The 20,173-nt window shown below is 71.2% G+C and carries 12 protein-coding genes and 5 pseudogenes; 7 read left to right on the forward strand and 10 right to left on the reverse strand.

Translation table 11 applies throughout. The features are described from left to right. Positions 1-104 precede the first annotated feature (104 nt). The 4 genes and pseudogenes from DLJ47_RS04980 to DLJ47_RS36630 form a co-directional block, all read left to right on the forward strand. Positions 105-860: pseudogene (locus DLJ47_RS04980) on the forward strand (ISL3 family transposase); the annotation flags it as partial. Positions 861-1,120: 260 nt separating this feature from the next. Beyond that, positions 1,121-1,702 carry a hypothetical protein gene (locus tag DLJ47_RS04985; protein WP_109898930.1) on the forward strand — a complete coding sequence of 194 codons (582 nt, stop codon included), beginning with the start codon at positions 1,121-1,123 and terminating at the stop codon, positions 1,700-1,702. 214 nt (positions 1,703-1,916) lie between these two features. After that, a pseudogene (locus DLJ47_RS36625) lies at positions 1,917-2,507 on the forward strand (IS630 family transposase); the annotation flags it as partial. Between the two features lie 94 nt (positions 2,508-2,601). Further along, complete coding sequence (locus tag DLJ47_RS36630) at positions 2,602-2,892, forward strand: transposase (protein ID WP_146228028.1); 291 nt, start codon at positions 2,602-2,604, stop codon at positions 2,890-2,892. A gap of 23 nt (positions 2,893-2,915) precedes the next feature. Here DLJ47_RS36630 and DLJ47_RS05005 read toward each other — a convergent pair whose 3' ends face one another. Further along, entirely contained in the window at positions 2,916-3,812 is an 897-nt protein-coding gene (locus DLJ47_RS05005) for a peptidase M23 (protein WP_109898920.1), read from the reverse strand. Between the two features lie 311 nt (positions 3,813-4,123). Then, positions 4,124-4,926, reverse strand: a pseudogene (locus DLJ47_RS05010) (proton-conducting transporter transmembrane domain-containing protein); the annotation flags it as partial. Positions 4,927-5,130: 204 nt separating this feature from the next. Here DLJ47_RS05010 and DLJ47_RS36635 point away from each other — a divergent pair. Then, positions 5,131-5,358: a helix-turn-helix domain-containing protein gene (locus tag DLJ47_RS36635; RefSeq protein ID WP_446723532.1), complete on the forward strand. Its 228-nt coding sequence runs from the start codon at positions 5,131-5,133 to the stop codon at positions 5,356-5,358. Next, positions 5,250-6,158 carry a transposase family protein gene (locus DLJ47_RS37850; RefSeq protein ID WP_446723533.1) on the forward strand — a complete coding sequence of 303 codons (909 nt, stop codon included), beginning with the start codon at positions 5,250-5,252 and terminating at the stop codon, positions 6,156-6,158. The genes DLJ47_RS36635 and DLJ47_RS37850 overlap by 109 nt, the downstream gene beginning before the upstream one ends. 42 nt (positions 6,159-6,200) lie before the next feature. Here the strand turns inward: DLJ47_RS37850 and larC are convergent. Together larC and larB are read right to left on the reverse strand one after the other, a co-directional pair. Further along, positions 6,201-7,256, reverse strand: a pseudogene (gene larC, locus DLJ47_RS36645) (nickel pincer cofactor biosynthesis protein LarC); the annotation flags it as partial. Between the two features lie 41 nt (positions 7,257-7,297). Beyond that, a complete protein-coding gene (gene larB / locus DLJ47_RS05025) occupies positions 7,298-8,047 on the reverse strand; it encodes a nickel pincer cofactor biosynthesis protein LarB (protein ID WP_109898921.1) in 750 nt (249 codons plus the stop codon). Positions 8,048-8,106: 59 nt separating this feature from the next. On the opposite strand from larB, the gene larE reads away from it, so the two are divergent. After that, the gene (gene larE, locus DLJ47_RS05030) at positions 8,107-8,952 is read left to right on the forward strand and encodes an ATP-dependent sacrificial sulfur transferase LarE (RefSeq protein ID WP_109898922.1); all 846 of its coding nucleotides are present in this window, start codon (positions 8,107-8,109) and stop codon (positions 8,950-8,952) included. Positions 8,953-8,996: 44 nt separating this feature from the next. On the opposite strand, the gene DLJ47_RS05035 is transcribed toward larE, so the two are convergent. The 6 genes and pseudogenes from DLJ47_RS05035 to DLJ47_RS05065 form a co-directional block, all read right to left on the reverse strand. Then, positions 8,997-9,911 (reverse strand): lysophospholipid acyltransferase family protein, encoded by a 915-nt coding sequence (locus DLJ47_RS05035; RefSeq protein ID WP_109898923.1) that lies wholly within the window; start codon positions 9,909-9,911, stop codon positions 8,997-8,999. 6 nt (positions 9,912-9,917) lie between these two features. Next, a complete protein-coding gene (locus DLJ47_RS05040; protein WP_199235707.1) occupies positions 9,918-11,492 on the reverse strand; it encodes a lactate racemase domain-containing protein in 1,575 nt (524 codons plus the stop codon). Between the two features lie 61 nt (positions 11,493-11,553). Continuing rightward, positions 11,554-12,744 carry a zinc-dependent alcohol dehydrogenase gene (locus DLJ47_RS05045; protein ID WP_109898925.1) on the reverse strand — a complete coding sequence of 397 codons (1,191 nt, stop codon included), beginning with the start codon at positions 12,742-12,744 and terminating at the stop codon, positions 11,554-11,556. Next, positions 12,741-15,017, reverse strand: a complete 2,277-nt coding sequence (locus DLJ47_RS05050; protein ID WP_109898926.1) for an HAD-IB family hydrolase — start codon at positions 15,015-15,017, stop codon at positions 12,741-12,743. The genes DLJ47_RS05045 and DLJ47_RS05050 overlap by 4 nt, the downstream gene beginning before the upstream one ends. Before the next feature lie 207 nt (positions 15,018-15,224). After that, entirely contained in the window at positions 15,225-16,394 is a 1,170-nt protein-coding gene (locus tag DLJ47_RS05055) for a glycosyltransferase family 4 protein (protein WP_158289780.1), read from the reverse strand. 442 nt (positions 16,395-16,836) lie between these two features. Beyond that, a pseudogene (locus tag DLJ47_RS05065) lies at positions 16,837-18,358 on the reverse strand (DegT/DnrJ/EryC1/StrS family aminotransferase). Positions 18,359-20,173: the final 1,815 nt, after the last annotated feature.

The raw sequence follows: 20,173 nt of genomic DNA on the forward strand, positions 1-20,173 counted from the left end.
CGGCAGAGACCGTGGAGAGCCGGATGCGGGGCCAACCCGCACGTCCGGTTCGGTGAGCGGCCTGGAGAAACGGACCGGGACAACCCCGAAACCGCGCTCCAGGCCGACTCTACTGCGATCTGTCCGGTGGTCAGGGGCTGCTCGCGCAGGTCGAAGGCCGTACCACGGCGGCGGTGACCGGCTGGCTGACCGCTCGCCCGCCGGCCTGGCGTGAGCAGGTCCAGGCGGTGGCGATCGACATGTGCACCGTGTTCAAGTCCGCGATCCGGCAGGTGTTACCGCACGCGGTGCTGGTCGTCGATCATTTCCACGTCGTGCAACTGGCCAACCGGGCGGTCACCGAGGTCCGCCGCCGCATGACCTTGACCCAGCGGGGGCGCCGCGGTCGCGGCAGCGACCCGGAATGGCGGATGCGTAACCGGCTGACCCGCTCGGCCGCCCGCATGAGCGGCAAGCACGTCGACGGCCTCGTCGACACCCTCGAGGCCCTCCCGACGGCGATCGGTGCTCCGATCCTGGCCGCATGGAACGCGAAAGAAGACCTGCTCGACCTGCTCGCGGTCGCCCGCACCCAGCCGAACCGGGAACACGCCCACCGGCTGCTGCACCGCTTCTACGCCCGCTGCGCCGCCTCCGACCTGACCGAACTTCACCGGCTCGCCACCACGATCGAAACCTGGTGGCCACAGATCCACACCTTCCTGACCACCGGGATCACCAACGCCGGCTCCGAAGGAACCAACCGGGTTATCAAGACCGTCGCCCGCGACGCCTACGGCTTCCGAAACCCCGAAAACCAACGCCTACGCACCCGCACCGCCACCACCCGACGCCACCGCGGACACCTCAACCCCGCTTAACTTCGAAGAGCCACCAACGGGCCCAGGGATAGCGTCGGACTAAGTTCCCAGCGGACCGCAAACATCGGAGGCAGGACATGTCGGGCACTGGCATGCTGAACATCGCCGGAATCTTCCTCGACGAGGAAAGTCGGGTAGTCATTCGCAACGATATGCTCGCCGCCGCTGTAAGGGAAGCGCTCTCGACAGGCCAGGGAATTCCGGATGAGGCGGCTTGCCGCTCCGGATGCGAACTCATTGCGTGCGGATAACCTGTGCAGATGGTCGTGCAACGATTGCAGGCAGCGGCACTCCTTCTTGGCCCGCTCATCTTTGCTGCATCACCGTTTTTCTGGATCGACGGACATTACGGCGTGAACGGCGGAATGCTGATCGCGCTGTCCATGGTGCCCTGGGTGTATGGACTAATCGGCGAATACGAACGGCTGCGCGAATGCGCACCCCGTGCGGCTGGGCTGTGGTTGTTGCTGCTGTTGATCGGCATGTTCGGCAGCATCACCTTCGGAATGCAGGGCTTCTTCGAAGAGGTCTTCGGCATGGTTGATCGGACAGCCCTGGATCAGCTCGAGGACTACCCACCGCAAAGCCTTTTCGTGCTATGGCTACCAGGGCCGACCTTCCCGTTGTCTCTACTGGTATTCGGCATACTACTCGGTTGGACCCGACTTTCCCAGCGGTGGGTCGCTGCCCTGATCTGCCTCGCCGCTATCGCTTTTCCGGTGGGCCGAGTTCTCCGTCTCGAATGGGTTGCCTACCTCGTTGACCTCCTGGTAATTGTTCCGTTCTCCCAACTCGCTTGGTGCGCTTGGCGTCGGGCGGGAACCGCACCTACAACGAGCTAGTGCCTCGTCTTTGAACGTTGATCGTGTAATCCGTCGGTTCAGTGGACTCGTCGGGCAGGCTGTCTCTCATCGTTCAGGGTGGGAGGTGGTGGCCGGTGGGCAGACGGCCGGAGGTGTTCGTCCGGCAGGTGTCGATGGCTGAGGGGAGCGGTTGCAGCGGATCACCCGGACCGCGAGGGACCCGGTGAAACTGCGTCGGGCGATCGTGGTGCTGATGTCCGCCCAAGGCCAGCCGGCCCCGGACATCGCTCACCTACTCAAGACCAGCGAGGACTACGTGCGGGACGTGATCCACGCGTTCAACGAGCGGGGGTTCGACGCGTTGGACCCAAAATGGAGCGGGGGCGCACCGAGACGGATCGATGAGCAGACCCGGGACTGGATCTGTGTCATCGCCCGGTGCGACCCCCGTTTCCTCGGCCGACCGTTCTCCTGCTGGTCGCTTGCGAAGCTGCGCGACTACCTGATCGAGGCCGGCTACGTGGCGACGATCAGCGTCGAGACCGTTCGGCGGGTCCTGCATGAGCGTGGGGTGTCGTGGCAGGCCACCAAGACCTGGAAGGCCAGCACTGACCCCGACTTCACGGCCAAGATGCGCCGGATCCTGGACCTCTACGACCACCCGCCGGCAGACGGGCGGGTGCTCTGCGTTGACGAGTTCGGGCCGTTGAACCTGCAACCCCGCCCCGGCCGCGCCTGGCGATCCCAGGGACAGCTGGCGCGGCTGCGGGCCACCTACACCCGCGACCACGGGGTGCGGCACATGATCGCCGCCCTCGACCTGGCCACCGGGCGCCTGCATTACCGCATCCGTGACCGCAAACGCTGGCGCGAGTTCCTCGGCTTTCTCAAGACCCTGCTGTCGCCGCCGCTGGCCCGACCAGCGTCTCTACCTGATCGTGGACAACTTCTCCCCGCACAAGCACCCCGAGGTCCGTGCCTGGTGTGCGGCCAACCGCGTGGAACTGGTGTTCCTACCGACCTACGCGTCCTGGCTGAACTGGATCGAAGCGGAGTTCGCCGCTGTCCGCTACTTCGCCCTCAACGGCACCGACCACCGCAGCCACGGCGAGCAGGACGCCGCCATCGGCGACTACATCCGCTGGCGCAACCAACGCGCCAAACCGAAAACCGGATTCGCCGCCGGCTCCAAGATCCGCCACCCGGATTACCCGTTCAAGGCTGCATGACGGGGCGCTAGCCGCATACCTGGTCAGCTCAAGATGGCGTCCACTACTTTGATCGCCCGCCATTCGTGCTGGGCGTAGGCGTAGGGAAAGGCGGAGACCTGGACAGCCTGGGCAGCGAGGGTCAGCGGCAGGTTCTGCCAGCCGGGGATTGCCAGCAGCGCAGTGAGGAACTGCCGGGTGGCGAATTCCGGTTTCATCAGGTCGCGTACGGGCCCCCAGCCGGTGCTGGGGCGCTGCTGAAAGAGTCCAACGGAGTCGTGGTCCCAACCGATGGCCTGGTGCGGGTAGTTCTGCGACTCGGGCAGCACGCCGCTTGCGTAGTTGTAGAGGCTGCTCTCCTGCATTGCCGTGGCCACCGCGATCACAAGCGCGCGGCGGGGGACGCCCATCTTCCGGCCGGTCTCCACGATCTTCTTGGCGTTGTCCATCTGAGCCCGGTCCAGCCCCGCGACTGGGGGAATTCGCTTGGGCTTGGGTTTCGACTTCGACGTGGCCTTGGGCTTGGGCTTGGGCTTGAGGGTTGCCGTTGGGGACGGGGAGCTTGCGGGGGCAGGGGCTTCGGTGGCCGGGGCGGCGGACTCGCGGGCCAGTCCGCGGGAGGCGGCGTCGGCCTCGGCCCGCTGAGTGATCTCCGCGCGCTGGTCGGGCACCGGAGACTGGCCGCCGGAGCTGGCGTCGACCTGGGTGAGGGCCGCGAGGCCGAGGCAGCACACCGCTCCGGTGGCGACCGCCACCTTGGTCCGCCTGCGCCGGGCGGCGAGGAAGTTACGCAGGCCGTCGAGGCGGGTACTCAACAGTCTGACATTGCGGAGTCGGGGCTGGAAGGTGCCGTGTAGTCGATCGGCTGAGGGGATATCGTCCGAACGGTCAGCCGGCCAGCCGAGTTTGTTCTGGTCGTCGAGGGTGCCGTCGTTACGCATTCGACGAGGCTAGGCAGGATAAGCAGCAGTTACCCAGAGTGATGGAGTGGCGCTGCTCACATTTTCGCCGTTTGCAACCGGAGCCCCCGGGGCGCCCGGGCAGTCCCTGGGAGAACACGCGCGATCAAGTCAAACCTCTCATTCCCCTGCAGGGGCGCCGGGTGAGGCAGGAACGGGGGGAGACATCGCGCCACCGTCAGATGATCCACTAGCTAATCCTTTCAGGTGATACCAACCTCCGCCTTTCGGAGGCATGGCGGCATCAGATCGGCGTATTAGCTCACTTGATCATCCTCATACGTGGCCGATCCTTAGCCACCACCTATTCCGGCCATCGGCCCGGCTCCTGGGATCTGTTGCGGGGCCGCCACCTCCCAGGGCAGACCTGCGGTGACACCTGCCACGAGGCTGAGAGCAGCATCGGTCACTGCCCTCTCCGGCCACCGCCGCGCCGGGTTCTGGTGGAGCGCGGCGGAGTGACCGCCGTCCGACGATGCCTGCGCCGGACTGCGGTAGGTCGGAACGATCCAGCGAAGGTAGGAACAAGCTGATGCTCACGAATACGGCGACAGCGAGCCACGCATACCCGCCGTCCCAGGCGGCGTTCACGGTCGTGACCCTGCCAACGAACACCGCGGTGGGTGGGATGCCGACCAGGCCGAGCAGCGCAACCAGCAGAGCCACAGCGAGCCACGGCCACCCGGCGGCTACGCCCTGCCACTGGGCGAGGTCCCGCCGCGCGAGCAGTGCAGCAGTGACTGCGAACGCGGCGATGTCGGTCACCGTCGCTGAGGTTTATCGCGAGGTCGCTGGGGCCAGCCGCAACGACCGGTACGAGCAGGAAGCCGACCTGGCTGACGGTGAACCAGCCGAGCAGCCGCCTCCGATCGGACCAGTAGGCGGCGAGTTTGCCCGACGCCATGCTCGCTACGCCCGCCGCAGCCACCACGGCTGGCCGCGGTGTAGACGCCAGCACCACGCCCGACGAACCGGTAGACCGCCACAAGCACGCCGATCTTGGCACGGTCGCCAAGAACGTCACCGCGAGGGCGGTGGAGCCTTCGGCCGCATCCGGGACTCAGAAGTGCGCCCGTACCCCGCCGGCCCTAAAGACCTCGTGCATGGTTGTGGGTGCTTGGTGGGATGATCTTCCGGTGGTTCGGTCCACTATGGTGCTTCATCGTCGGGTGACGGGCTTGTCTGTCGAGGTCATCGCCGAACTGGTGGCCGAGGTGGGTCCGGTGTGGCAGGACCGGCAGCAAGCCCGGTTGACCGCCCGGACCGTCGGCGGGCGGTAGGTGCCGGTGCCCGCTACCGGCTGGTCTTCGTTGACCGGCTGCTGGCCACCCTGGTCTGCCTGCGTCACGGCGTGACCCATGATGTGCTGGCGGCGTGGTTCGGGGTGGACCGCTCCACGATCCCCGGGCGGTGGGCGAGATCCGACCGTTGCTGGCCGAGCGGGGCTGCCGGGTGCCCGGCGGCCTGCGGCTGCGCACCCTGGCTGACGTGGTCGCCTACCTGGATCATGTGCGGGCGGCGGCGTTGATGGGCGCCACCGAGATCCGCGTCCGGCGTCCTGCTGCCGGCCGCGCCGGACGGCAGCGGTTCGTGTCCGGGAAGTCGCGCACCAACGCGATCAAGACGATGGTCCTCAGCGACAACCAGGGCCGGCTGTTGTTCTGCGGTGCCACCGTGCCCGGCAGCACCGCCGACATCACCCAAGCTCGCCAGGCCCTTCTGACGGACTGGCTGGCCCACACCGCCGGGGTGCGTATCCTCGCCGACGCCGGCTATCAGGGTCTTGGCGCCCAAACCGGCGGCCAGGTGATCACCCCGACACTGCGGCATCACAAGAAAACCCTGGAACGCCTGCCTGGCATCGCCGAACTACGCCAAGCCCAGCGCCGCGAGCACGCCCGCCGCCGGGTACGCGTCGAGCACGCCATCGCCCACCTGAAGAACTGGCGCAGCTTGACCCGCCATCTCGGCCGCCGCGACAGCCTCGACACCACCATCCGGGCTGTCGCCGGTCTACTGTCCGACCATCAACACACCGACCGCGGCGCGAACCCATCGCCGCCATCACCGCCATGTGACCTGCCCCAGCCGGGGGCACTCCCCACGCTGCGGACAACCATGCACGAGGTCGTTGTCGACGGACGTCTCCGCGGCCGTTCCGGTCATACCGGCGCTTCCGCCGCCGGGTGCCAGTCACCGGTCTCCGGCGTGGCTGGGGCCGCCCGTTGCTCCGGCTGCTCCCGGCACGGTCTGTCTTGCCGCAGCCTCTCCCGTCGATGCCGGCTGCGCTGCCTCTGCGGCACGGGCGAGCACCTCGGCTACCGGTAGGCCGGTGCGTCGCGCCACCGTCAGCGCCTCCTGGTACTCCGGCTGCACTGTCACCACGCGGTCGCCGACGTGACCACGCTTGACGGCGACCGCGCACCCGGCGATGGTCACGGTCACCTCGTCGCGGCGCAGCGCGCGCCGCTCGACGGTCGAGATTCGCACGCCGAGGGTGGTCGTCTCCTCGAAGACGATCCCGCAGAGCAGGTCCACCCGCTCTGCCTCGGTTAGCACGCTGAGCACCTGTCCGGGCCGGCCGTGGTGGGTCAGGGCCGGGGTGCACCAGGCGTCGGCCGCCCCAGCGGCCCGTAGCTGGTGCAGTAGGTCCGGCCAGACGCGGGGGTCCAGGTCGTCGACGGTGGCGTCGACCCGGTGCAGTGCGCTGGTGACCCACTCGGGGCCCGGCCCGGTCGGCGCGTCCCGGCCGACCAGCAGTCGGAGCACGTTCGGGTGTCCGGGCGGGTCGGCGCTGCCGGCGCCGACGCCGGCAGCCGTCGGCACGCAGGAGGGAGCTGGTCCCCATCCGGTGGCCAGCGTGGTAAGCAGCGCTGCGCCGGTGGGCGTGCACAGCTCCCGCTGTGCCGGGTGTTCCCTGATCGGCGCGCCGGCTGCGACCAGCAGTTCCAGTACCGCCGGTGCGGGCACCGGCAGCGGCCCGTGGGCGCTGTGGACGGTGCCCGAGCCCACCGCCACTGGCCCGACGATCCGGGCCTGTGCCCCCAGCAGGTCGAGCTCGTGCAGCGCGAGCGCACAACCCACCACGTCCACGACCGCGTCCAGGGCACCCACCTCGTGGAAGTGGATCCGTTCCACGGGCACGCCGTGCACCCGCGCCTCGGCGCGGGCCAACCGGTCGAACGTCGCGACGGCGAAGTCGCGTACCGGTGCCGGCAACCCTGCCGTGTTGACGGCCGCGACGATCTCTGCCAGTCCGCGTGAGGTCGCCGCGTCGGGGACCTCCACCACCGCTCGCGCGGCTCGCAGCCCGTGCCGGCGCACCTGCCGCAGCCCGACCCGCATCTCCTCCAATCCGAGCTGGGCGAGGCCGGCGCGCACCCGGTCCAGGTCGGCTCCGGCGTCGAGCAGCGCGCCCAGCAGCATGTCACCGGCGGCGCCGTTGCCCGCGTCCACCCATAGCACTCTCACCGTGACGCCTCCCCCGTGCTGTCCGCGGCCCCGGCGGTACGCCGGGCGATCCGGGCCGCGGCGACCCCGGCGCCGAAGCCGTTGTCCACGTTGACGGTGAGCACGCCGGGCGCGCAGCTGTTGAGCGCCGCGAGCCAGGCCACCATGCCGTCGAGGTGCCAGCCGTAGCCGACGCTGGTCGGCACCGCGATCAGCGGGTTGCCGACCAGCCCTCCCAGGACCGACGGCAGGGCGGCCTCCATGCCGGCGACGGCCACCACGACGTCGCAGCCCGCGATCCGGTCCCGCTGGGCGAGTAGCCGGTGCAGGCCGGCCACGCCGACGTCGAGGACCATCTCCGGCGCGGCGCCGAACACCTCGATCGTGGTGGCGCACTCGCGTACCACCGGCAGGTCGGCGGTGCCGGCGGCGACGACTGCCACCCGTCCCCGGGCCTGCGGTGGCGGGCCGAGCACCGCGCACCGGCCGGCCTCATCCAGGCGTACGCCGGGTAGCTCCGCGCGGCACCGGCTGCCGGCCTCGGCGGTCAGCCGGGTCGCCAGCACCGCGCGTTCCGGGTGCGCCCGATGCAACGCGGCTAGCGCCCCGATGACCTGTTCGGGGGTCTTGCCGGCGCCGAACACCACCTCCGGATCGCCGGTGCGGGCGGCGCGGTCGACGTCGAGCCGGGCGAAACCCAGATCGACGGTCGCCGCGCGTGCCTGGCGGGTCACCGGCGACTGCTGCCTCGGGTACGGTCCGGTCATGTGCGGCTCCTGCGGGTCGTCATCGTGGCGGCGGGGCGGCACCGGAAGGTGGGCGAGGGATGCACGATCCAGTGGCGGAACTGGCGGCGCGGCTGGTCGCCGAGGTCGGCAGGTACGGGCGGCCCCTGGTCGCCTTCTCCGGCGGCGTCGACTCGGCAGTCGTGTTGGCTGCGGCGGTGCGCGCCCTCGGCACGGCGGACGTGGCGGCGGTCACTGCGGTCTCGCCCGCGCTGCCGGAGGCGGAGCTCGCCGCCGCCCGCGCCTGGTGCGCCGTGCTGGGCGTGGCGCACCACGCGGTGCCCACCGCCGAGCTGGCGGTGCGCGGCTACCGGGACAACGGCCCCCGGCGCTGCTACTTCTGCAAGGGCACCCTGCTGGACACCGCCACCGAGGTGGCCCACGCGGAGGGCTACACCAGCCTGGTGACCGGCACGAACGCCAGCGACGTGGCCGCCGGCTTCCGCCCCGGCATCCGGGCCGCCGCCGAGCGCGGCGCCCGCACCCCCCTCGCCGACCTCGGCTTGGACAAGGCCGCGGTGCGGCGGGTCGGCCGCCGGTGGCGGGTGCCGATGTGGGACAAGCCGGCCGCCGCCTGCCTGTCCAGCCGCATCGCGTACGGCGTACGCATCACCCCGGCCCGGCTGGCCCGGGTGGAACGCGCCGAGGCTGCCGCCCGGGCGCTGCTCGCCAACCTCGGCGTGCGGGACCTGCGGGTACGGGACCTCGGCGACTCGGTACGGGTGGAGGTCGACGCGTCGCTGGTGGCGGCCGCTCGGAGCCTGTCGGTGCTGGGCGAGGCGGTGCGGGCCGCCGGCTTCGGCGACGCACCGCTGACCGTGGCTCCGTTCCGGTCCGGCTCGATGAACGAGCTGCTGCCCGACCCGAAGCGGTGGCGCCGGGCCTGACCCGGCCGCCTCGCGCGCGGCGGCCAGCGGCGGCGCGGACGCGGTCAGCGCGGCTCACCCCACACCCGGTCCCCGCCCCCGCCGGGCACCGGCCGGGTAGCCTCCCAGGTCCGCCGCCAAGACGCCGCCGGCGGGCCGGTCGGCAGCGCCAACTCGCCGCGCGCGGCGGCCCGCAGCGCCCCGTACCAGCCCAGGTCGTCCTCGGCCCACAGCCGGCTCACCGCAGCGGTGAGCCGGGCGTGGAAGGCGCGTGCCCGCTCGTCCGGTTCCGGGTTCAGCGCTGGGCCGTACCGGACCACCACCCGCGGTCGGCCGGGCATCGGCCAGTTGCGCCCGCGCGGCATCGCGGCGTACGTCCCGCGCAGCACCACCGGCACCGCGGGCACGCCCCGGGTGACGCAGAGCTGGGCCGCGCCCATCCGCAACGGGGACATCCAGCCGTCCTCGCTGCGGCTGCCCTCCGGGAACAGCAGCAGGTTCCAGCCCTGCGCGACCAGTTCCGGGGCGAGGCTGCGCAGCCGGCGGGACCGGTAGCGCTCGACCGGGAAGGCGTTGAACACCAGCGCGGTGGCGGCCGCGCGCCAGCGGGCGTCGAAGAAGTAGTCCGCTGCCGCCCCGACGGCGAGGTTGCGCGCGAACCGGTCGGGCAGCGAGCCGATGATCAGCGGGGCGTCCAGGTGGCTGCTGTGGTTGGCCACGAACACCACCGGGCCGGTCAGGTCCCGCAGCAGGTCCCGGCCCTGCACCTCCGGACGGGTCTGGCTCCAGGTCGCCGGCCGCATCAGGACGAGTTGCAGGGCGCGGCGGGTGACCTGCGCGGCGCGGCTGCGCGCCCAGGCGGTAGGGAACTCGCCGGGTGGCTGGGGCAGTTCGTGGCCGACCGCGCTGCGCGGGGTACGGGAGCGGCCCCGCCAGTCCCGCCCGGCGGCCAGCATCCGCGCCTCGTCGATGATGCCCATGCCCGCCTACCGCACGTCGGCCATGGTCAGCGGCGGGGCGTGCAGGTACGTCACAGTGGGGCTGCGGCCGACCGTGTCCCGGGCCATCTCCAGCGCGTCGGCCAGGGTCGAGGCACTGCGGAAACCCATCCGGGCCGTGCTGTGCCGGTCCCCGCCGACGAAGATCACCTCGCCGAGGTGCTCCAGCGCGTGCGCACCCCAATACCACATGTACAGCGGATGCACTCCGTGGTAGGCGTAGCTGTTGCGGTACAGGTGGACGTACCACGGGTCGGTGGCGAAACGCTCTTCGAACTTCGTCTCGATGGCCACCGGGTCGGTCGTCTCGGTGAGCACCTCCTCGAAGAAGTCGATGTAACTCGGGTGGTGCACCGGGTGGAACTCGTTGCGCACCGGGTGGTAGTAGATCGCCACTCCGCCGGGCCGGACGATCGGCTGCCCGCGGTAGAGGTTGAAGAAGTAGCCCAGACCCAGGCTCATCACCAGGATCGGGTTCATCACCGAGTTGACGTTGTACGGGCAGATGTACGGCAGCCCGAAGATCCCGATGTCGGAGGGGCCGTCGACTTCGGTGAGCTGCTGGCGTAGCACATGGCCGACAGTCACCGGGTGGACCTGCGCCGGGTCGCCGGCGGTGACCGAGGTGACCCCGTACGGCGCGGCGGTGCGGTGCCACAGCTGCCGCCGGCGCCGGGCCGGCACCAGGTCGTTGGCCCGCTTCGCGGCGAGGTACGCGGCCTGGTCCCGCAGGGTCCACTCCCACTCGCGCCGGTTGAGGAAGCCCAACTGCGCCGGGAAGGTGTCGTTGTTGAGCGTCGTCTCGATCTGGAAGATCCGCACGTGCTCGCCGAGCACACCGGCCATCCGGTCGTACGAGTGGTGCATCGCCGAGTTCGGCGGGTCGTTGAACGACCGGGAGCGGCGCAGCGTGTGCACGTTGTGGTGGTGACGCAGACTCCGGTAGGAGGCCAGCCCCACGGACACCGACTTCGGCCCGCCACTCATCGCGGTCAGCGTGATGTTGACGTACACGATCAGGTCGCTCTCGGCGGCCCGCCGGTTGATCTCCACAACCTCGCCGTGTCGGGTGGTGCCGACCTCGGTGAGGTTCGCCCGGTCCTCGGCGTCGTGGTTGCGCAGGTGGTGCGGGAAAAACGAGCGGAACACCCGCTCGCCCACCGTACGGCGCAGCTCCGCCGGGGTCATCCGGCGGTGCAGGGCGTTGCCGGCGATGAGCTGCACGTCGTCCACCCCGCGGGCGGCGGCCAGCTCCAGCACCCGCTCGATCACCCGTTGCCGCACATCCGGGGTGCGCATCGGCGGCAACGGCAGCGACAGGTCGTCGAAGACGATCGTCAGCCGCATGCCCGGGCGCAGCAGTTCGCGCAACGGCTCGCAGCCGAGCGGCGCGTCGAGCGCGGCGCGGATCCGCCCGTCGAGGTCGGGTAGGCCGGGCAGCGATTCCGGCGGGTACACGACCCGGCTGCCCAACGGCAGCCGCTCCAGCCGGAATCCTTCCCCCTCGTGCATCAGCAGCGCCGGCGTGCGCTCGTCGACCTCCAGCACGAACCCGGGCCTCACGGGCCCGGCTCCTCGTCCACCGTCCGACCGGCACCGGCTGCGTCCACCATCGGCACTCCTCTCAGTCCCGGGTCGGGTCGAAAGCGACCTTGACCGTGCCCAACCGTCCCGCCGCCGTGGCGTGCCCGATCGCGTCACGCCACCGCGACAGCGGGTACACCGCGTCGACGTAGTCGCGCAGCGGCGGCGCCCCGGCCAGCTCCAGCGCGTCCGGAAAGTCCCGTCCGCCGGAGGCGTACCCGCCGACGAGTTCCAGCTCCCGGAACCACAACGGGGCGAGGTCCACCGCAGCGTTCGGCATGCCGGACAGCAGCACCGTGCCGCCGGCGCGGACCACCCGCAGGGTGATGTCCAGCCCGCTGCCGCCGGTGCAATCGAAGGCGACGTCCGCCCCGCCGAGCAGGAACTCGGGGCCGCGGTCCGGCCGGGACAGGAAGCCGCCGGTCGCCCGCCGCAGCGCCCGGGTCGCGCGGTCCGCGGCCAGCACCTCCGTGGCGCCCAGCTGGGCCGCGCGGTCCCGCTGGTGCGGGTGCTTGGCGATGACGTAGACCGGGCCCGCCCTGGTGTGCTCGCGCAGGGCCAGCAGGGTGAGCAGGCCGACCGTGCCGGCACCGACCACCACGACGCTCGCACCGTCCGCAATGGCCACCCGTCGTACGGTGTGGATGGCGCACGCGAGCGGCTCGACCAGCAGCGCCTGTTCGGTGTCCAGGCGGTCCGGCACGGGGTGCAGCTGGCTGCGGTGGGCCACCAGCATCCGGCTCCAGCCGCCACCGGTGTCCGCGCAGAAGCCGGTCTGCAACCCGGGCGAGACCTGACCGGCCGCGATGCGGTCGCACCGGTTGTGCGCGCCGCCCGCGCAGGCCCGGCATGGCGGCACGTCGCGGGGCCGGCAGCCGAGCACCGGGTCCAGCACCACCCGGCTGCCCCGGGGCAGCTCCGGCAGGTCGTCGACGGTCACCCCGACCACCTCGTGGCCCGGGGTGAAGGGCATCGACACCAGTGCCGACAGGTACGGCGAGTTGCGTCCGGTGAGCAGCCCCAGGTCCGAGCCGCAGATGCCGGCCAGCAGCACCCGCACCCGGGTCCAGTCCGCCGCGGGCGGGCGCGGCTCGGGGCGGGTGAGCAGCCGCAGCGGCGCCAGGTTGGCGGCGAGGAGGCCGGCCGCCCGGCCACCCAGGGCGCTGCCAGAGACGGCCCGCCCGGCCTGGTAGCGGGCCGGCGAGCGGTGGTATTCGAGGGTGAGGATCATCGCACCGTCTCCGTCAGCGCGTCGAGCGCCGGCAGGGTGCCCGCTGCCCACCGGGCCACCGGCCAACCCCGGCTGCGGGCGTACCGGTAGAGCTGCGGATCGGGGTTGACCGCGACCGGCTGGCCGACCGCTTCCAGCAGCGGCCGGTCGGAGTAGCTGTCCCCGTACGCGTAGCAGTGCTCCAGCCGCGCCCCCGCGGTGCGGGCGTACCGCCGCAGCCACGCCGCCCGGGCCTCGCCCACCAGCGGCGGCGCGTCGAGCAGGCCGGAGTAGACGCCGTCGCGCAGGTGCAGCCCGCTGGCCACCACCTCGTCGAACAGCGGCGCGAGCGGGCGGACCAGTACGTCGACCGTGCCGGTCACGAGCACCGTGCGGTGGCCCGCGGCCCGGTGCTCCCGCACCCGCCGGACCGCCTCCGGGTGGGCTCGGCGCAGCAGCGCGTCGCCGAGCCGCTCATCGACGAGCCGGTGCAGCAGCGCCTCGCTCGCCCCGGCGTAGCGGCGCAGGAACCGGCGCAGAAACTCACCCCGGTCGCGTCGCTCGGCGGCGAGGTAGCCGGGCAGCCGGCCGACCAGGTCGACGAGCTCGCCCGGCCAGTGCCGGGCCGGCAGGTCGGCCAGCCGGGCCCACAGGTAGCCCTCCACGACGTTGGAGGCCACCAGCGTGCCTTCCAGGTCGAACAGGGCAATCACATCCCGGTCGCCGTTGGTCACGGCGGGCAACCGGCGGTCGGCGCGCCGGTTGGCCGGCGTACGGCGCAGCGAAGCGGTGATCGCCGGAATGTGCACCCGCCGGAGGTAGTGCGGCCAGTCGATCGCCGCCACGTCGAAGCCGTGCTCGGCGGCCCGCTCGAGCGGCAGCGCACGGTGCAGGGCGAGCAGCCGGTCGTCGGTGTACACCACCTCGGTCTCGGTGTAGACGCCGTACAGGTCGGCGTACCGGCGCAGGAAGTCCAGATCGGCCCGGCGTCGGGTGAGCCGGTCCTGCCAGTCGCGGGTACGGTCGGTGGCGGGGGCGGCCAGCAGGGCGCTCTGCGCGGCGTTCAGGGCACGCTCGCCGGCGCGCAGCATCCGGCCCACCCGGCGCGAGCCGGGAAAGTCCCAGGTCGGCACCCGCACGTCACCCCGGTCGCCGTCGGGCATCGGGTGCTCGGTGAAATACTGCCGCACGGTGTCGTACATGTCGCGGAAGGTCAGCGGGTTCCGGGCACCCGACCCGACGTGGTAGTACGCCGGGCTGGCGGCCGGCGGCGGCACGGCGGCCACGGCGAGGATCGCGTTGACCACGATGTCGACCGGCACCAGGTCCAGCACGCCGTCGGGCAGACCGGGGAACTCCGGCAGGATCCCCCGTCCGTACGCCAGGATCAGCGGGTCGGTCATCTTGAGCCCGTCGATCCACCCGGGGCGGGGATGGGCCAGGGCGCTCTCCACGATGGCCGGCCGGACCACCGACAGCGGCAGCGTGTCGCCGACGAGGTCCTCGGCCACCCGCTCGCCGAGCGCCTTGGTGAAGGTGTACACGTCCGGCCAGCCCAGCGTGCGGGCGCGCAACCGGCCGTAGTCGACCAGCCGGTCCCGAAGCCACTCGACCCGTGCCCGTTCCGCCGCCGCGGCCGTCGACTGGGGCCCGGACCGGCCGTGCTCCCGGCGAGCCTCGGCCAGCAGCCGGCTGAGCAACTCCGGGCGGCGCGAGTCGCGCTCCACCTCGGCGGGCGCGGCCAGCGCCGCCGCCAGTTCGGTGCGCCAGTCGACCGTGTGCTCGAGGGCCACCTCGGGTACCACGCCCTTGTGCCCGCCGGCGACGTACGCGGTGGAGACGTGCACGACATGCGGCGCCGCCCCGGCGGACCGGACCGCCTCGTACAGCTGCACCGCTCCGGAGACGTTGGTGCGGAACGCCTCGTCCACGGGCGGGCCGAAGGAGACGATGGAGGCGGCGTGCACAACGACGTCGAGGTCGTGCGGGAGGGACAGGGCCGCGTCGGCGTGGCCCAGCGCGGCGTCGACGACCCGGACCCGGCTGGCCACGGCGTCCCGAACAACCTTCTCGCCGACCTGCTCGCGCCAGTGGGCGAAGACGGGCTTGCGCAACAGCCCGGCCAGGCGGTCCGCGGCCGACCGGCTGCCGCGGCCGCGGATTAGCAGACTGACCCGGGTGTCGGGGTAGCTGCACAGCAGCCGTTCCAGTACGGCCTGGCCGAGGAAGCCGGTGCTGCCGGTGAGCAGCACGTGCGCACCGGCCAACGGGGTGGCGGGGGGTACGTCGTCCAACGTCGACTCCCTCGTGCGTCGCCGCGGCGGCTCCAGTTGGGTGGGTGGTGATCGGAACTCAGGCGCCTGTCATGGTAACCCGTGAGGAGCCCCTACACCCGCGTCCACAGGTGAGAGCCGTCCAGGTGCCGGTGCCGGTGCCGGTGCCGAAAGTCCAGCACCGCTGCCTTCTCGGGCATGTCGATCAACGAAGGGTGGTGACTCGGGTCAGGGACGGCCGTACGGCGCTGGTCGTCCGGCGTGGTCAACCGGTTCCGCGGACCCCGCGCCGAGCGAGGCGTACAGCTGAAGCAGCCGCTCGGCCAGTCGGGGCCAGTCGTACTCCTGGACCCGCTGTCGCCCGTTGGCCACCAGCCGAGCCCGCAGGTCGGTGTCGACCAGCGCGGCGATCAGCCGGTCGGCCAGGGCCGTCACGTCGCCCGGTGGCGCCACCAGGGCCTCCGCCCCGTCGCGGACGATCGTACGGTAGCCCTCAATGTCGGTGGTCACCACCGCCAGTCCGGCGGCCATCGCCTCCAGCAGCACGATGCCCAGCGCTTCGTACCCGGTGGATGGCGCGCAGAAGACGTCGGCGGTGCGGTAGTAGCGGGGCAGTTCCGCGTCCGGCACATACCCGATCAGCTCGACGTCAGCGAGCCCGCGCCGCCGCACCTGGCGCGCCCACCGGTCACGCTCGCGGGCATCGAACTGGCCGGTGACCAGAAGCCGCGCGCCTGGCAATGCCCGCCGGACCTGTGGCCACGCGTCCAGCAGCACCGGGAAGCCCTTGCGCTGGTCGAGCCGGCCGACGTACAGCACGGTAGGACGGCCGTCGGCCCAACGGGCGACCGGTGCCAGCGCCGAGTCGCTGAACCGGGCGACGTCGACCCCGCCGGGGATGACCTGGTAGTCGGCGGGGAAGTACTGGCTGACCCAGCGGCGAGCGTCGACCGAGACGGCGATGCGGGCGTGCAGTCGGCGCATCGCCCTGTCCAGCGGCCGGCGCAGCAACCGGTACGGCAGGAACTCCGGCCGATACCCGTGAACGGTGCCGACGGTGACCGTCCGCGTGTGGCACGTGGCGGCCAGCGCCACCATCGGCGCCAGCGGTTCGTGGATGTGCACCACGTCGTGGTCGCCGGCCAGTAGTAGCCGGCGCACCCGCCACCAGGCCAGCGGCGACAGCGAGACGCGGGCGATGCTGCGGGCGATCGGTACCGCCACCACACTGCGGGACACCACGGCGACCCCAGGACCCAGACCGTCCTCGGTCGAGGCGGTCGTGACTACCGTCACGTGGTGACCCAGCGCCCGCTGATGCCGGGCCAGATTGACCACGTGCTCGCGAACCCCGCCAGGAATGGCATGGTCGTAGGGCTGGACGTGGGCGATCTTCATGGTGCCTCCCACACATTCCGGAACGCCAGCCACTGTCCGGTCCGGGCGGCCACCTGGCGTTCGATCTTCCGCATAACGAGTTGCATGGCACGAGTACATCGTCGGGCTCGCGACCCGAGCCGGTCAGGCGCGGGTTGATCCGGGCTTGGCGCATCTGAGGCCGGCGTACGTCCCGCGAGCCGGCCGCAACTAGTATCGGCGCCCTGGTGCGCAGGGCCAGCCGCTCGGCACCGGCGGGGTCCCGAACCCGCCAGGCGACGAACGTGACGGTACTGCCAATGCCGGTGGGCGTCCAGATCGCCGCTTACGATGACGCGGCAGCCGTCGCGCAGCGCACGCAGCAGCCAGCACGGCTCGTCGGTGCGAACCAAGTCCAGGCCGTTGCCGCTGCGCAGCCGCTGGAGCAGGGCGTACTCGCGCCGGTCGGCCATGTTCTGCACCATCAGCAGGACCGGTGCCGAGCCAACAACAGTGGCAACGGCCTGAGCGCCTCAAGGTTGCCGACGTGCCCGAAGCCGAGAATGAGGCGGTACGGGAGTCGGCCACCGCCTCCTCCGGGCGTTCCAAAGCGCCGACGGTGATTTGGGCGCGTACCTCGTCGAGACCCAGTCCCTCGAGGCGGAGCAGCTCGAGGCCCTTCACGCCAGGTTGCGCAACAGCGGCCGGGGGAGGTCAGTGAAGGGTAGATCGGCGGGCAGATGTGCCGCCCGCGCAGATCCTCGGCGACCGGCAACGGGCCGGTGGCCAGGTACCGAAAGACTGACCGCCGATGCAGCGGGACCTCGTAGATATGCCCGCCGAGCGCGATGTCGTCCCGGCTGCGCAGCTCGGCCTTCAGCGGTTCCGATACGGTGGTGTCGAGCAGGACGGCGAGGTAGCCGTCGTTGGATCGGGCGCCGGGCGGTACCAGCAGGACCCGCAGGCCGGGCACATCGGCCAGGGCCGTCCGGTAGCGCCTGGCGGCGGGCGACGAACTGCGGCCGGCGGTAGACCTGCAGCAGTCGGAGCATCGCCTGCACCTCGGTGAGCCGGCAGTTGGCGTCGATCACTTCGGGGTGGTTGCCGCCGCCGCCCTTGCCTTGGTCGCGGATCAGCCGCACGGTGTCGTGCTGCCGTTGGTCGGCGGTGAGTATCAGCCCGCCCTTACCCATGGGGATGATGACTTCGGTGCAGAAGTAAGAGAAGGTGGCGACGAGGCAGAAGGAGCTGCCGGTGAGGCCGTCCAGGCTACTGCCGTGGGCGGCGTCCGCGATGCCCCGGTCCTGGCGCAGCGGGGCCAGTTCCGGTGTGGCCGGGGAGATCAGCCTGCCGATATGGGCGGCCACGATCGACCGGGCGTGGCCGGTGATGCGCCGGGCGATGTCCGCAGGTTCCAGCGTGAGGTCCGTCCCGAAGTCGGTGAAGACCGGACGGGCACTGGCGCGCAGTATCGCGAAGCAGGTGGCGGCAAGGGTGTGTGCAGGCTCGGTCAACTTACTACCGGCCACTCTCACCGCGGATGCGATTGCGTCTAGCGTGGCGGTGGCCAGCGGATCACGGTGCTGCTGGGCGAACTCCTGCTCGAAGCGGGCCACGTACGCGTCGAGGGTCAGGAACTCGCAGGCTGAGAGCAGGAAGCGGAACTGCTCGGTGACCTTCTCGATGTCCGCGGGGGAGAAGGCGTACGCCTGCGCTGCTACCTTCACGTGCATCCTGCCTGTTCGTGTTCTTCGGTATTTCAGACAATCGGTCGGCGAGGCCGTGAACTGCTTCCGCCAAGCCGCCGTGGGAATCAACGAGCCGGGGGATGCGGCGGTTGCGGTTCCGGATGTGCCGGTCGCTGACCGCGACATTGCGCCGTCCAGCCGCCTTTGCTGGCGGCGGAAAGCGCCCGCCCACGTCAGCAGGCGATTCCTGCCGGTGCTCGTCAGCCGGTAGAGTGTCCGTCCCGTCGAGCGTTTCGGGTCCGCCGGCGCAGTGGGCATCGCACACTCATCAAGCCGCGCGGACCGTACCTGGACGACACTCCTCGGGTTGGTGCACAACGGCTACGCCTTGCGGCCGGCGCGAGGGCGGGGCCCTGTGTCCAGACCCGTGTGACGGGCCTGCGCGCGGTCGCGCTGCGTGGCCGACGTGGTGCGGTTCTTCTACGACGAGCGGTACGTGCGACGGCACTCGGCGGTCTCGGGACCGGTGCAGGCTGTTCGGCCGCCGGCCCATCCACATGCTCGACGGCGCAGACCACCGCCACCGCACGGCGATGTCCTGTCCCTGCTCTCCGACCCACACCGCGTCACCGGGGTGGGACGACCAGATAGCCGTGACCTGGAACAGAGCGATCACGACCAGCGGTGACGACAACCGAGCACAGCCGGGGCGGTGGTGAGCCACATTTCGCGTGGAACGTATCTGTCAGCGGCCTGCCTCGGTGTACTGGTCCGGCGCATAGGCCGATCGCCCGGCAGCAGCCCCAATCGCCGCGAGCTGCATGGTGCGGGCGACGGCGTTGTTTACGCTGCTGGCGATACACGAGTGGTGCTCGCTGACCCGGTCCGGACAGTCGCGGTAGCCGGTGCGCGACGGTCGCGGCGGCCCGAAACGAAACCGAACCAGCTTGCGCGAGCGCGTAGGTGACGACGGCGCGGTGCACGTGTCAGCACGACGCCGACCACGTCGACCCGGCGGCACGCCCTGGTCCGCGACCTGAGGCTGGTCCGTCATCTCTGAGGCGCGTCCCGTGGTACGCCAAGAGGACACCCGCCGCCGGGTTTCGGTGACCGCCGGCCCGCCCGTACACCGCGTTCCGCTGGCCGGCCCACCCCGGCGCGCCCGCCGACTGGAGGACGTCGCGCCGAGGTGGCCACCGCGGTGGTTGTCGTCGGAGCCCCCGCCGTGGTGTGGCTGGCCGTGCATGGCGGATGACGCAGGCCGGCATTGCCACTGCCCTGATTGTCGCCCACCTCGGCTTCGAGCTGGTGTTGTTCCTGCGTCGTCACCCGATGGTGCGAACCACCGTCGTCGGCCAGGCTCCGGCAAGACCGTCAGAGGCTCCGCCACCGCGCCCACCCTGGCGCTGGTCGCCCGGGCTCCGCTGATTGATCAGTGGCGCGAGCGCCCTACCAGCGTGCCAGTCATCGAGAGAGAAGAGTGTCAACGCCAACCGCGCCCGGCTCACCCGCCAGTACAGTCGCCGCCCGAGGACAACACCCGCCGCAGGCGGTGCCGCCACTACCGGAGAAGATCGTGACCCGGGTTACGCGAGCACTACACCGCCGTGCAGAAATTGGCAGCCCAAGGCATGTCCAAGGCCGCGATCGGGCGCAAACTGGGACTGCACCTGGCCACGGTGCGCAAACTCGTCAACGCCCGCAGCCTGGAGGACAGCGACACATCCGGACCCACCAGGTCCACAGCCTCAGCGACGGCCTGCGCCACGAGCTGCTGCGCCTACCACTGGTATCCATCGTTTTCAGCACAGACTCGATGATCTGCAGTCATAGCCTGTCCTCCCGCCAAGCCCTCCAGGGCTCGGCGTTTCAGGCCAGACCGGTTACACCCCTACTCGGACACCTCACCGTGCCCGACCTGTTCACCAAGACGGCGTTGGCGATGACCGGCCCCCTCGGCTTCGACGCCGTCGTGTCGTTCGCCGCCGACCCGCCGCCGACCACTAAGCTTGTCGTTTAACCCGTGCGCCGTTTACGTGCGGTGATGCTCCGGTCACGTTTGATCGTTTTGCCGACGTCGTGGCGGGGCGCCGGCCTGCGGTTGGTGGAGCCGGGTGGGCGTCCGGGGCCTGG

Origin of the sequence: Micromonospora sp. S4605, assembly GCF_003176715.1 — a bacterium.
Classification (GTDB): Bacteria; Actinomycetota; Actinomycetes; order Mycobacteriales; family Micromonosporaceae; genus Micromonospora; species Micromonospora echinaurantiaca.

What these genes read in the sequence shown, in the direction of transcription:
- DLJ47_RS05055 (WP_158289780.1), bottom strand. Translation starts at nt 16,394, where the DNA reads ATGAAGATCGCCCACGTCCAGCCCTACGACCATGCCATTCCTGGCGGG.
- DLJ47_RS05035 (WP_109898923.1), bottom strand. Translation starts at nt 9,911, where the DNA reads ATGGGCATCATCGACGAGGCGCGGATGCTGGCCGCCGGGCGGGACTGG.
- larE (WP_109898922.1), top strand. Translation starts at nt 8,107, where the DNA reads ATGCACGATCCAGTGGCGGAACTGGCGGCGCGGCTGGTCGCCGAGGTC.
- DLJ47_RS05045 (WP_109898925.1), bottom strand. Translation starts at nt 12,744, where the DNA reads ATGATCCTCACCCTCGAATACCACCGCTCGCCGGCCCGCTACCAGGCC.
- DLJ47_RS05005 (WP_109898920.1), bottom strand. Translation starts at nt 3,812, where the DNA reads ATGCGTAACGACGGCACCCTCGACGACCAGAACAAACTCGGCTGGCCG.
- larB (WP_109898921.1), bottom strand. Translation starts at nt 8,047, where the DNA reads ATGACCGGACCGTACCCGAGGCAGCAGTCGCCGGTGACCCGCCAGGCA.
- DLJ47_RS04985 (WP_109898930.1), top strand. Translation starts at nt 1,121, where the DNA reads ATGGTCGTGCAACGATTGCAGGCAGCGGCACTCCTTCTTGGCCCGCTC.